Origin of the sequence: Paenibacillus sp. 79R4, assembly GCF_013393165.1 — a bacterium.
Lineage (GTDB): Bacteria > Bacillota > Bacilli > Paenibacillales > Paenibacillaceae > Fontibacillus.
This window is the reverse complement of the sequence record NZ_QJOT01000001.1, coordinates 101,320-115,360: the sequence shown is the minus strand read 5'-3', so window position 1 is coordinate 115,360 and position 14,041 is coordinate 101,320. Positions and strand designations below refer to the sequence as shown.

7 protein-coding genes are annotated in these 14,041 nt (G+C 48.0%); 3 read left to right on the top strand and 4 right to left on the bottom strand.

Annotation, left to right across the window (positions count from 1 at the left end):
- Positions 1-16 precede the first annotated feature (16 nt).
- Together DMN77_RS00535 and DMN77_RS00530 are read right to left on the bottom strand one after the other, a co-directional pair.
- A complete protein-coding gene (locus DMN77_RS00535) occupies positions 17-709 on the bottom strand; it encodes a response regulator transcription factor (protein ID WP_179013047.1) in 693 nt (230 codons plus the stop codon).
- A 103-nt stretch (positions 710-812) separates the two neighbouring features.
- Positions 813-2,183: an erythromycin esterase family protein gene (locus DMN77_RS00530; protein ID WP_179013046.1), complete on the bottom strand. Its 1,371-nt coding sequence runs from the start codon at positions 2,181-2,183 to the stop codon at positions 813-815.
- Between the two features lie 1,010 nt (positions 2,184-3,193).
- On the opposite strand from DMN77_RS00530, the gene DMN77_RS00525 reads away from it, so the two are divergent.
- A complete protein-coding gene (locus DMN77_RS00525) occupies positions 3,194-4,450 on the top strand; it encodes a saccharopine dehydrogenase family protein (protein ID WP_179013044.1) in 1,257 nt (418 codons plus the stop codon).
- Position 4,451: 1 nt separating this feature from the next.
- Positions 4,452-5,579: a carboxynorspermidine decarboxylase gene (gene nspC / locus DMN77_RS00520; RefSeq protein WP_179013043.1), complete on the top strand. Its 1,128-nt coding sequence runs from the start codon at positions 4,452-4,454 to the stop codon at positions 5,577-5,579.
- A gap of 209 nt (positions 5,580-5,788) precedes the next feature.
- On the opposite strand, the gene DMN77_RS00515 is transcribed toward nspC, so the two are convergent.
- Complete coding sequence (locus DMN77_RS00515) at positions 5,789-10,219, bottom strand: DUF4855 domain-containing protein (RefSeq protein WP_179013041.1); 4,431 nt, start codon at positions 10,217-10,219, stop codon at positions 5,789-5,791.
- Between the two features lie 456 nt (positions 10,220-10,675).
- Entirely contained in the window at positions 10,676-11,968 is a 1,293-nt protein-coding gene (locus DMN77_RS00510; RefSeq protein ID WP_069188301.1) for an ArnT family glycosyltransferase, read from the bottom strand.
- A gap of 227 nt (positions 11,969-12,195) precedes the next feature.
- On the opposite strand from DMN77_RS00510, the gene DMN77_RS00505 reads away from it, so the two are divergent.
- The gene (locus DMN77_RS00505; RefSeq protein ID WP_179013040.1) at positions 12,196-13,911 is read left to right on the top strand and encodes a sensor histidine kinase; all 1,716 of its coding nucleotides are present in this window, start codon (positions 12,196-12,198) and stop codon (positions 13,909-13,911) included.
- The last annotated feature ends 130 nt before the right edge of the window (positions 13,912-14,041 follow it).

The window sequence follows — 14,041 nt, the reverse complement described above, 5'->3', positions numbered from 1 at the left end:
GGCCTTCTACTCGTCTTCACGGTCTGTTGAATTTGTATCCTACCCCCCATACCGTCGTCACAAATGTCTGCTCAGGCGCTGCCGTTGTCAGCTTGGCACGGATGTTCTTAATATGCTCTGTCACCGTAGCGGCGTCTCCCTCGGCATCATACCCCCAAACTTTCTCATACATCTGTTCGCGGGAGAATACCTGGTTCGGGTGCATGAAGAGAAGCTGGAGCAATTCGAATTCCCGACTGGTTAAAGGGATAAGGATGTTCTTGTAAAATAATTGCAGGCTATCCAGGTCCATCGTCAGATGGCCGTGATGGAGCAGCTTCGGATGTCGGCCCATGTGCCCCCGCTGCTCGCGGCGCAAATGCGCTCTGATTCTCGCCTTGAGCTCCTGCATACTAAAGGGCTTAACGATATAATCGTCACCGCCGACAGCAAGTCCCCGGATGCGATCGGCTTCGGCGGAGCGTGCGCTTAAGAACAAAATAGGGCAAGCTACCCGATCCCTAATCACCTGACACACCTCAAGGCCATCGAGATGAGGCATCATAATATCTAAAATGATCAGATCAAACTGCTCATGCTCTTCAAGCCGGTCCAGCACCTGGCTGCCGTCATATGCGATCCGCACATCGTAACCATCATCCTCCAGTGCGTCGCGCATGAACTCTACAATTTCCCGCTCATCGTCAGCAATCAGAATCTTTTCTCTCATTTTCACAGATGTCCTTTCAACTACTATCCCTTTTATTGTACATGCACACACGGCAAAAATCCCCCTGAAATGCAACATCGCTGCCACTTCACGGGGATTCGTATTAATATTCCGTCGTCGGCTCCTTCACCTGATCGAAGACGATAATGCCATCATACTGCTCTCTGGGGATAAACCTCATCGCGTTCGGGGCAATAATCTCCGAGGTCATTCCATCCTCAGCGGCATAGTTCATTCTGAACATCCAGGAGTTGCTCTTGTCCGGCGTCTTATGCTGGGACAGATCGGCGAAGGCAATCTTATAACCGCTGCCCATTACGATCTGCTCCAGGCTGCCCTTCGGCATCGGCTTGATATCGAAGAGCTGCTGCGTCGTAATCGTGCTCGCTCTACCGCTGTTCATATAGAAGCCAATTACATATCCCTTGTCCCTGAGCTTCTTATGAAGCAGCTCTCCCATGCTGGTGAAGCTGTGAATCCACTTGCCCTGCTCCTTCGTCATCATTCCCGACGTATTTTTGGCCAGGTGATCGTTATGCGCCCATAAAATCACTTTTTTGCCCGGGTACATCACCTGCATCAGCCACTCGACATTATCGGCCATGATCCGATCTCTGAATTCATAGCTCTCCTTCGTGCCGTACAACCCCATTTTGATAAAGCTGATCCGGTCCTCCAACGTTTTCAGAGCAATATCGACCATCTTGGCATTTTGCGGAAATGCTGCGGCGAGCTGCTCCTTGTTCTCTTGGATAAACTGAATGATCGCTCTATATTTAGGTTCATACTTATTCAATACTTTTTGAATCTCCTGCTTCGCTTGAGGATTGTTGTCAAAGTCTAGGCCATATTCGTTAATCACCGTATAAAAGTCAGTTATTGCCTGCATCTCGAAGTCAAAGTAATCCTTGCCTTGCTGCTCATCTACCTTGGCGATCCAGCCGGCAATAAACTGAGTCAAGTATCCCGATGTAAACTGCATATCATACCCGGCAAGATATAGGGGATTCTCCGTGCTCTTCTGCTGCTTGATATAATCGAACAGCTCCAGCGTCTCCTTGGAGTGCCAGATCGGGAAGATGGAGCCCTCCATCATTCCTTTGGCCGGTAAAATGTCGGCATTCTCGTAAGCCATAAAGGAATCACCCAGCCCGGACTCGAACATAACGACATCAAAATCAAGCTCTTCATGCAAATACTTAATCAACCTCGTCTTCATGCTGCTGTATTCCGCCACACGGTGGAAGTTCTCGCCCAGGCTGACGACGGTCTTATCCTTCAATAACGGCTTAAGAAACTCCAGATCCGTATAATCCTCTGACGTTGCCGATTTGATCTCGCGGAAATTGTCCTGGAACCCCGTGTTGATCCCCGTTTCCTGCTGCCCAGCCGCTGAGACATTTATCGGCGATAGCAGCAACGTCAAGGCCATTCCCGCCGCCACGATCCCTGCTAATCTCTTGCTTGCTTTCATTGCTTTTTCCTCCCTATAAAATCCATTGAATTGTTCACGTATCCACCTTCCCGGTTATCGTAGCAACTATTTCTAAGGAATTTATAAAGACTGCACTGACATGCCGAAAATCGATGTCGATGTATCTCTGCAGGACGCAACGGGAAAAGTATGACGCTCGCCCGTATCCTGTCTAACGAACCGTGGTATCGTTATTTGCGCTAATAAGAGCCGTCTGAAATTTTAACGAAACAGAGGAGCGTTATTTAGGTAAAATAGTGATCTTTTGCTTGATTATTCCGCAAATAACGTTATGGTGTTTCCTTAGGTTCCAACAAGGATCGTTTTTGCAGAAATAGCGCTCTGTAGTTTCGTTACAGAAGACCCACTCTTCAGCTGGTTTCGACGTTCACTGGCAGGTATCACTTTTTTGCGATGTGCTATACTGGTTGTCCTGTCCCAACAATACCTTCTCAAACCTTTCCACAAAATACCTGTAAATAAAATTTAAAAATTTATATTGCCGAATGAATAAACTCCTGCTAATATAAAAGAGCAATTTGGAAAGTCGGTATTCAATATATTTTGCGAGTCTTTCCAAGCAGATAATTTTTTGACCACTTCCTTCCCGGGGAGTTAAGGCCATACGGACAGCCGGGTCAAATGCCGATCGGCAACCTAGCGTTGCCTTATTGATTGAGTTAAAAGCTCAAATTTTATAAGTTGGTTACTTTACAACCAGTGCATTATGCACATCAACTTGTGAAACGGTCAATAAGAGTGGTAAAGGCGATTATTTGCTATATAGACTCTGATCAAGCAGGATATATTTGAATATTGAGGGATCATTGTGCTTCGCGAATTCGTTATGTGTATTTTGCGTTGGCATGGTGATATATGTCCGATTTCTATTGGAGATACTTAATATCGATATATCAGAAGCAAGTGATGTGTGCGCTAAGCGCATGTATTCACTTGCTTTTTTTGCGTGATTGACCACCAAAAATTCATTGAGATAGGGGATATGGACAATGGGAAAAGCACTAATTATCGGTTGCGGCGGCGTAGCTTCGGTAGCCATCCATAAATGCTGCCAAAACAGTGAGGTTTTTGAGGAAATTTGCATCGCCAGCCGTACGAAATCCAAATGTGATGCGCTTAAGGCAAAGCTGGACGGGGGCAAGACGAAAATTACAACCGCACAGGTTGATGCCAACAATGTCGACGAGCTGATTGCTCTGATTAACGAAGTCAAGCCGGATATCGTGATGAACCTGGCTCTGCCATATCAAGATTTGACGATCATGGATGCTTGCCTGGCTACCAAGACCAACTATATGGATACCGCGAACTATGAGCCGGAAGATACGGCGAAATTCGAATACAAATGGCAATGGGAATACCGTGAGCGCTTCGAGCAAGCTGGAATCACTGCCTTGCTGGGCAGCGGCTTCGATCCAGGCGTAACCGGCGTATTCTCCGCCCATGCTTTGAAGCATCATTTTGACGAAATTGAATACATCGACATTCTCGACTGCAACGCTGGCGACCACGGGTATCCGTTCGCTACCAACTTCAACCCTGAGATCAATATCCGTGAAGTAACCGCCAACGGCAGCTACTGGGAGAACGGCGAGTGGGTTGAGACTGAACCGATGGAGATCAAACGCGTATACGACTTCCCTGAAATCGGGGAAAAAGATATGTATCTGCTGCACCACGAAGAAATTGAGTCGCTGGCCCTGAACATTCCGGGCGTGAAGCGGATCCGCTTCTTCATGACCTTCGGACAGAGCTACCTGACCCACCTGAAATGCCTTGAAAATGTTGGCATGACCTCGATCGAGCCGATCGAATTTGAAGGCAAGCAGATTATTCCGCTGCAATTCCTGAAGGCGGTATTGCCGGATCCTTCTTCCCTTGGTCCGCGTACGAAGGGCAAGACGAATATTGGCTGTATCTTCAAAGGCAAAAAGGATGGCAAAGACAAGTTGTACTATGTCTACAACGTATGCAACCACGAGGAGTGCTACCAAGAGGTTGGGTCGCAAGCAGTCGCTTATACCACCGGCGTTCCTGCCATGATCGGCGCTATGATGGTAATGACAGGCAAATGGAACAAACCAGGCGTCTACAACATTGAAGAATTCGATCCGGATCCATTTATGGATGCATTGAACAAATGGGGACTTCCATGGCAAGAAAGCTTCAATCCGGATCTCGTGGATGCTTATCCGGAAGACGAAGCAACCGCTGGCAAAGAGCGTGAAACGGAGCTGGTTCGCTAACATGCGCTTCGAAGAACTGCCTACCCCATGTTATGTAGTAGATGAAGCTCTATTGGAACGAAACCTTGAAATATTAGGCGGTATTATGGAGCGCACCGGTGCCAAGATCATACTGGCGCAGAAGGCTTTCTCGATGTATACAACCTACCCGCTGATCGGCCGCTATCTGAGTGGAACAGCCTCCAGCGGTTTGTACGAGGCCCGGTTGGGTCATGAGGAAATGGGCAAGGAGAATCACTGCTTTGCCCCGGCTTACCGGGAGGATCAGATCGATGAGATCATTGAGCTCTGCGATCACATTATTTTCAACTCCTTCTCCCAGGTAGAGAAGTTCGGTCATAAAGTACTGGCCGCAGGCAAGAAGTACGGTCTGCGCATCAATCCGGAATGTTCAACACAGGTTGGGCATGACATTTACAATCCTTGTGCCGTCGGTTCCCGATTTGGCGTGACCCGTGAGCATTTTCGCCCGGATCTGCTGGAGGGAATCTCCGGACTGCACTTCCATACATTGTGCCAGCAGAATTCCGATGATCTGGCGACGACACTGGATGCCGTAGAAGAGAAATTCGGACCGTGGCTGTCGCAAATGGAATGGATCAACTTTGGCGGAGGGCATCATATTACGAGAGAGGATTATGATATCCCTCTGCTGGAGCAATGCATCCGCCGCATGCAGGATAAATACGGCCTCGAGGTCTATCTTGAGCCTGGAGAAGCCGTTGCTCTGAATGCGGGCTTTCTGATCACGTCGGTGCTCGATACGATGAAGAATGGAATGGATATTGCCATTCTGGATACGTCCGCTTCCTGCCATATGCCAGACGTGCTGGAAATGCCGTATCGCCCGCCGCTGCTTGGCTCCGGGGAACCCGGTGAGAAGCCTTATACGTATCGGCTCGGCGGGCCTACCTGTCTCTCGGGCGACAACATCGGCGATTACTCGTTCGATCAGCCGCTGAAGAACGGCGACCGCCTCGTCTTCGGCGACATGGCGATTTACTCCATGGTGAAGAACACGACCTTTAACGGCATGCCGTTGCCAGCCCTTGTGCTGCGCGACAAAACCGGGAGCTGTCAGATCGTGCATGAATTTGGCTACGAAGACTTCAGAATGCGATTGGCTTAGGAGATTTAGGCGCTTTGTATTTCAAGAATAGTTGCAGAAATGCAATTATACTCAGGAATTCGCCTCGAAATTGGGGAATAGCTGCATGTATGCAACTATTCCCTGATTCCGACCCTAATTAAGGAATGATCCAGCCAAATAGTTGCATATTAGTACTTATGATCAGGCACATAAAAAGGACTTGGCATTAGCCAAGTCCTTTTTGCTATTTATTGAACGGTCGTTAAGCTATATAACAAACGATGCAGGAATACAGCTGCTTCGGCACGGGTCGCCTGGTCGCGCGGTTTGATCCGATCACGGTCTCCCTGAATCAGACCCTGCTCAACCATTCCCGCGATATGACTTGCTGCGTAATCGGCTACCACCGCCGTATCCTTGAAGCCTTCCAGCGATGCCAAGCTGCCCGAGATCTCTTGTCCCTTTGCCGCCTGGATCGCCCGAGCTGCCATTACCATCATGTCTTGTCTCGTTATCTTCCCTTGCGGAACGAACTTATCGCCATCCATCCCCGTGACGATGCCAAGCTGCTTCGCAATCGATACCGCATCATAATAGTAATCCTGTGATTGCACATCGGTGAATGCACCGCTTCCGTCTGCCTTCAAATCCAGTGCCCTCACCAGCATGACAATAAAGTCTGCACGGCTTACCTGCTCGGTCGGACTAAATGTTGCCGCTGATGTCCCCTTTACAATCCCTAAGGCGGCCAGCTGCTCGATCGCTTCCTGTGCCCAGGCATGTTTGCCCAGATCGGTAAACTGCACAGCAGACCGCTCAGCAAATACTCCATACGTTCCGATCTGACCGACCTGGAAGCTGATTTCCTGGCTCACATCGGAGTACGATGCTCCTGGAATGATATTAGCCGCATCCTGGTTATTGATCGCTAGAATGCCCAGGCTGGAAGCGGCCTCCGTATTAGCTCTAACATACGGAATTGCCATAGTAACTGGTGCCTCCTCATTCTTCCAAGCTATGCTCTTGCCATCGATCTTCACTTCCAGCCGAATGAGCGGTCTGCTGCCGATTTGGGCCTGTGCGGATTTGCTCAGGGCTTGAACATCCCCTGTACCAATGATCCAGCGTATTTGCTTGCCCAGATCAGCAGATTTGTCGAACATCTGCCCGGATAGAACAATTGACGCTTTTGGCGTGTTCATCTTGATCGACAGATTCGGATACTCGGAGAGGAATAAGGCCGGAAGATCCAGCGCATAATTCGCTGCATCACTAATGCTGTCCATCTTAAGCGTGATATTCAGCTTGCCATCCGCATCCGCCTTGGCTTCAGCCATCGCTTTCTGCAGATCCTGTTCGCTCACCATCCCCACGGCTGTTTTCCCATCGGAATCCAGCTTTGTACTTACCTCGCCCAAAACCGAGCCATCGGCTTGTGGCCTCAGTTCAACAGACGTTGAAGCAGAAGGCGAAGTTGGAACAGAGGAACCGCCGCCGCTTCCCCCACTACCATTATTACCGTTATTGCCATGGCCTTCATTCCCGTTGCCATTGCCTGGGTCTGCCTTCTTGTAGTCAAAGCTCACCTTAGCGGGCGTCACCATACCGTCTGTCGATACGTATGCCTCATAGGTTCCTTCCAATTGACCCTTCAGCGTAAATGCGAATTGGACTTTCCCCTCTGCGGTGCTTGCCTTCTGCTCTTCATAATCAACCTTGCCTTGAGGATCCAACACCTTCAAGCTTACTGCGGCTTGGGCTTCGCCATTCATTAGCAATCCGTCAATCATGACTTTCCTTGCTGCCGTGTCCACGGTAGCTTGCAAGCCGTCAATAGCCTGCACCTCAACGTCGCCGGAGAGGTTATATACTCCAAACTCGTAGAAGGAATAACCATAATCCGTGTTCCGATCAACCCCTTGGAATTTGATATATCTCGCGGTTACCGGGGAGAATTGCACCGTTTCTTTGCCATCCTGCGCTGTAATAACTCCGTCATTAGCCATAACATTAGTCCAGGTCTTTTTATCGTCGGATACAAGCAGCTTGTAGGTCTTAGCCCGGGCATATTCCCAATCGATGCGGATCGTATTGAACTCTTGCGCTGCGCCCAGATCAACTTGGAACCAGGTATTGTCTACATAGTCACTCGCCCATCTTGAGGCAGGAAACCCGTCGACGGCCTTTGCCGGTACATAATTAGGATTGCCCCCCTCCGTTGAAGAGGCTTCAACGGCTTTATCCTGTGCCAAGTTGCCTGTGAGATAATATACGATCTCCTTCAGTGTGTTGCAGGCCTCCGTCTTTACCATTCCGGCCTTCGTAAATTGATCCAGCTTAACGTTAAAGCCTTTAAGATACTTGGCAGCTTGTGCCGCGTCCTTTCCTTCATAGCGCTTCATCATTTCCAAGTAGTTAATCAAGGAATGCACCGCTGCTGCATCTGTAATTTTCTGTTCTTCTGCAAAGCGGTCAACGTATGCCCGGATTCCCTCTGCATTCGTGGACGCCTCCACTATATATGAGATTTTAACCGATTTGCCGGAGGTTACCGTAATGAGTAATTCATGTTTTCCCAGCTTGCCAGCCAGAGGGATGACTGTTCCCGACTCATATGCCTTTCCATCAAACAGCGCATTCACCTTGGTCAGTCCGTCATCCTCTCTCAGCTTCCAGGTGAACTGAACCGACTCTGTCTCCGGCAGCACAACACCGCTTTGGAATGGCTCGCCATTCATCAGTACATCTACTTCGGGAGGCACCGCATTATTCATCTGATACGTCCCTTGTACATATTGATACAGCCAATCATATAGAACCCTGTTGCTCGGATCCGGACTCTTCGCACTGTTATATACAGCGTTATTTCCTTGATAGTATGCATTGAAGCCACCCCTCATCAGGCCGGTCTCAACACCGCTGTTCAAGTAATCGATATATCGTTCGCGGAAGACCCCGTCGGTCAGCATCCGGTCATCGAATTCGAATTCATTGGTCATCCCGTACCGCTTCGCAATATTCGCCGCGTCCTCCAGACGATCATAATCCATCGGTTCAAAGAAATAGTTCGGCTGGAAGGCTACAGCATCAAACCCGACATCCTTCCACATGAAGCTCTTATAAGCCAGGAAATGAGGAATCCAGAAAAATTTCATATTGCTGCGGCCGGAAACCGTCATCGTATGGACCTGGTCGCTAACCAAGCGGATCAACTCCGGTCCATTGTGATCGGTGCCAATCTGCTCTTCCAGCCAGTACATCCCGACAAGCTCAAGATGGGAGTAATCCGCCGCTTCCCATCTTTGCTTCACTTCATCCAGGTACCATTGAACCGCCTTTACCCGGTCTGTAAGCGCTTTAAAATTTTCGGATATATTATCGCCATCCACATCGCCGAAACTGGTTACTCCCTCATCCGGATAAGGGATCATCAGCACAACCTTCTCTTTCTGATTCGGCTGATTCAGCTTGGCGCCCACTTCCTTGGTCGCTTCATTAAGCTGGTCCATGTCTCCTTCGGGAGCAAATGTCTTATTCAAATACCATTCCCAATCCTCTTTCAGCGACGGATTACCTGATCCGGCACCAAACCCGCGGCCCAGATCCGAGAAGGTCCCCAAATACAGAACACCGTCAAAGAGCCAATCGGTTGGCTCCCCGGCCTTATCCACGTAGCTGATATTCGGAATGATCCGCTCCTTCTTCCAGGTTCCCAGATCATTGCTGTAATGCCCGTTATAGAGCAATCCAAGATGCTTAATCCCGGCCGTCGCCTCGCCTGGAGTAAGGAATGCTGGCTGCTGCGTTGGAACGGTTACCGCACCTTGCACCTGTCCGTCGCTACCCCAAATTTCAATCTCATCCACGAAGCTCATCGCCTTGGTATGCATCGAGAACATAACCTTTACGTAACGGGCATAAGCGATTTTCGCATCAGGACCTATGCTCTTGATGCCATCCTTGCTTCCATCCCACTCATAGTTCTCCTTGTATTGTCCGTCTCTCCAGAGCGTCTGAGTGGCATAATGCGAGAGCAGTCCCCAATTCTGCTTATCATCGGAGACATACATCGAGACTGTCAGCGGCATAAGCACATTATTATTTGGCCAGTCCTGCAGGAAGTTCGCCTTAATCTTCGTGATCGACTTCGGGTCACCGAGATCAAATACGACTTCACGCGTCTTCTTCTTGAGATGTCCTACCCAGGCTGGATCGGATATGTCCAGCTCTCCGTATTTGCCATCCGTCAGTTTGCCGCCATCATCCGAATATGCCGCCTCCGGCGCTTCTGACCATTCATAAGTGAGACCAAGAGCCAAATTATATGGCTGATCATATACCGCTGAGGTTACGTTTTGCGGCTCTGCACCCAGGGCCTGCTCAGCAGGTGGAACAACCTGATCCGTGCCTTGAGCGGCTTCGTTAGTCGGATCAATGGCCCCTTCTCCAGGTAAGGCTGCCGGAACTGATCCCAAGCCACCCTCGTCCCTCTGTTCTGCCGGCACCTGACCATCAGGCTGAGCAACCGGTTCTAAATTCAGGTCGCCACGCGCGTCCTGACCGGCAACAACCTGCTTGCTGTCCTGTGACGATGTTGCCTCTGCCGCATACGCAGCCGGAATAAGCGTGAATAGCATGACTGCAATTATGACCATTGATAACCATCGTTTACTTCTCATACATGCTAGCCCCTTTCTTTTACTCCCTATCCTTTGCATCGATCAAGAAACCAGATTAACTTTCTTCAAGCAAGCTATACTTTACAAGCTGAATTCGATGCTCCCTCCTCCTTTCCGTGATTTTATCACGTGATCGAGCACCATAAGCAACGACCTACTGTAACAGTATGAAACTTGGCTCTGAATTCAAATAGATTAATCATGACCTTGTATATACATTTATTTACCTGTCCCGAAAATAAGGCAGCTAATCTTCCTCTCCCCTCCGAACTTCCTAAGACAATACAACCAGGCATAGAGATTCAGAATCTAAGGAGTCGGGCATACAGAACTATGACGTCCATTGGCCAGCCGCCGGAGCAAACACAAAAGCCCCTGACTTCTTAGTCAGGAGCTGCGAAACGTGGGAAATATACTTTCACAAAGGTTAACGAGGATTTCTAGCATCGCACCTCATTAACCTTCCATTTGACGTGGTGTCATCTGTTTCTTCTGCCTGCTCAACTTGATCTTATAGATGATTTGCTGGACGGCCAACGCTGAATACATCAGCAGGAGCACCACCGTCGGGTAACCATATCTCGAAAAGGCAATAAACGGAACATAAATTCCTGTAAAATACAAGATCGTCAACAAAACAGGCAAACGACGCTTCCGTTCCTCCGATCTTCGCGACATCACCATGCCGGCAATGCTTAGCCCGATCAGCAGCGCTTGAATCACATGCGCAGTCACCAGATCCAGACCCAAGATCGGCAGCCAGTAATAGGCTTCGAAATATAATCCGATAAATTTACCCAGCGTATACCATAACAGATACAGTAGCGGAGCATGGGTAAAGCCGTATTTCAATATGTCGATTCCTTTGGCTGCTGCAGTTGCATCGTGGCCTTGAAAGAGCGTCTCCGGATGATATTGCGGATAAGCCTCAAAGAACCCGTCAGGCGGCATAAGATGAAAAATCTGAGTTCCCAGTAAAAATGGGCTGCCCCCCGATTCCGTAAAAAGAATAAAGTGACCCAATGTAATTATGTTGCGAACCCACCATGGAGACAGCAGAACAATATACACCATGCCGATCATACAGGTGAAACGCAGCATTTCCTTCCATGTATACTTCTCTCTCCACCATAAAATAAGTAGAACGGCAGGGAACAAAGAAGCCTGGGGCTTAAAATAAGCCGCGACGGCAGTAAGCACGCCGATCAGTACATAGCATTCCCATCGTTTGGACTGTACGGCGGAGATAAGCGCGCAGACTAACAGCAGCACAATGATCCGGAATATCGTCTCCGACAGAATGACGCCCGATGAGAAGTAGTCTGGAGGATATAAGGCGCTTATTACGCAGGCTATTAAGGCAGTCCGCGAATTAAATATATAACGTGCAATAATGAAGATAAAATAGAGAGAACCCGCTTGAAGCAAGCACTGAAATAGTCGAAAGGCCACTATCCCTCCTCCATCCTGCCCAAAGACCGCCAGAAATCCCGCCAGGATCAGCGGAAAGCCCGGCATAATAAATGAAGTAGGTTCTGTTCCGGTATTGTAGGCAAGCGTCCCTTCGTTCAGCAAAATTTTTGCCGTCTGAATATATTTCACATCATCATTATTGGGAGCATTCGGATCTCCCAGAAAGAAATAATCGCCATAATACAGCACAATCGATACGGATAGTACTAACACAAATGCCATTAGCCCAAACAAAATTTTTCTGTCTTTAGGACCCCCGATTTTATATGAAAACAAGTTTTCTCTCTCCCATTCTCCTTAACAATACACCTTGTAAAATTATTTCTTTCCCAATTGCTCACATGAGCATATCACAAATTATTTTATATGTCCCCCGCCCCGGGCGTATACGCGCGACTGGACTATTTAAATAACGTCTATCAAGACGGAGTCGACAAATCCTTATGTCTTGTTATAGGATACAAATGGATTGTAGAGAATAAAACAGAACGGATGGTGACTTTATGTTACAGCTGCTGCCTTTCATGATCGAAAAAATAGGTATTATTGTGACTGCAGCCTTTTTACTCTCTCAAATGAAATCATTCCGTCAAATTGTACAAGGTGAACACAAAACAAGTGAGAAACTGAAACTCACTATCCTGTTCGGGACATTTGGAATTATTAGCAACTATACGGGGATTGAAATTCACCACAGTACAATTGCCCACCATAATTGGCATTGGCTAGCTTCTATTGGTTCCGAGAATGCAATTGCCAACACCAGAGTCATGGGCGTTTTCATTGGAGGCTTGCTGGGAGGGCCTGCAGTTGGAATAGGAAGTGGACTGATTGCCGGTTTACACCGTTATTCACTTGGAGGTTTTACCGCTGCAGCCTGCGCCCTATCAACTGTTTTGGCAGGCGCTACGGCCGGATATATAGGAAAATGGCTAGGAATGACATTAGAAGCGGTCCAGATGATAATTATTTTGATCATGGCCAGACCATTCGCAAATGCCTGGGAGCTTGTCCAGCTAATCGGACTGCCCATGATTATTGGGAACGGCTTTGGGACTTTGCTATTTGTCTTTATCATTCAGTCAGTGCTGAATGATAAAGAAAGGACCCGCGCATTCCAAACCAATCGAACCTTTCAAATCGCAGAGCAAACGCTTCCTTTTTTTCGGCAGGGCTTGAACCCGGATTCGTGTAAGGAGATCTCCAAAATTATACTCTTGGGAACGGATGCGGATGCTGTAGCTATTACTGACGATAACAAGCCACTGTCACATGTTGGTGTTGCTTCCGATCATCATGCACCTCTTGAGGGACTGGCCACTAAATTAACTAAAAAAGTGCTTGAACAAGGTGTGATTCATGTAGCGAGATCAAAAAAAGATATTCATTGCTTTCAAGCTGACTGCCCATTGCAGGCCGCTATTGTGATTCCTTTAAAAGTCCATGGGACAACGGTCGGATCACTTAAAATGTATTTCACACGGCCGGACAAATTAACAGAAGTTCAGCAAGAATTAGCTGAAGGATTAGCCAATCTATTCTCCACCCAGCTAGAATTAGCTCAAGCTGAGCAGCAATCGAAGCTGCTGAAGGACGCGGAAATCAGAGCTTTACAAGCGCAAATACATCCTCATTTCTTCTTTAATGCGATTAATACCATTTCTGCATTATGCCGTACTGATGTCGAAAGAGCGCGAGAACTGCTCATTGATCTAAGTAATTTCTATCGTAGTAATTTGCAAGGGGCACGGCAATTGCTCATTCCCCTGGACAAAGAAATTGAACATGTTGAGGCCTATTTGTCACTAGAGCAAGCTCGCTTTCCGAATAAGTACCAAATTGTGTGGAATATCAGGCCAGGCCTAGAGAAAGTCCTTCTGCCTCCATTTTCCTTACAACCCCTTGTGGAGAACGCCATTCACCATGCCTTTACAAATATAAAAGAGAACAGAAAAATGACCATCAGCATTGATGCCGCAAAGGAATCTATGAATATAGTAGTTGAGGATAACGGGACAGGCATTAATAGCGACAAAATGCGTGTACTGGGTGAGCAAACAGTTGATTCCCAAAAAGGAACTGGAACGGCAATTTTTAATATTACTGAACGCTTAGAAGGCATTTATAATGGACGAGCTTCATTAAGGATCCAGAGTGAAGTTGGCAAGGGAACTATAGTCACCATGTCTATCCCTCTTGATCATACAGAGGTTGTTTAAAAAGTCACCCTTTTGATTGATCACGAAGCTATTTGGGAAGCGTATTTGACATCGAATCTGAACCCAGCCGGCCCTTCCGGGCTCACTTACAAGCTGCGTCATTCGCTCCTCATGACCTAGCTTTATCCAG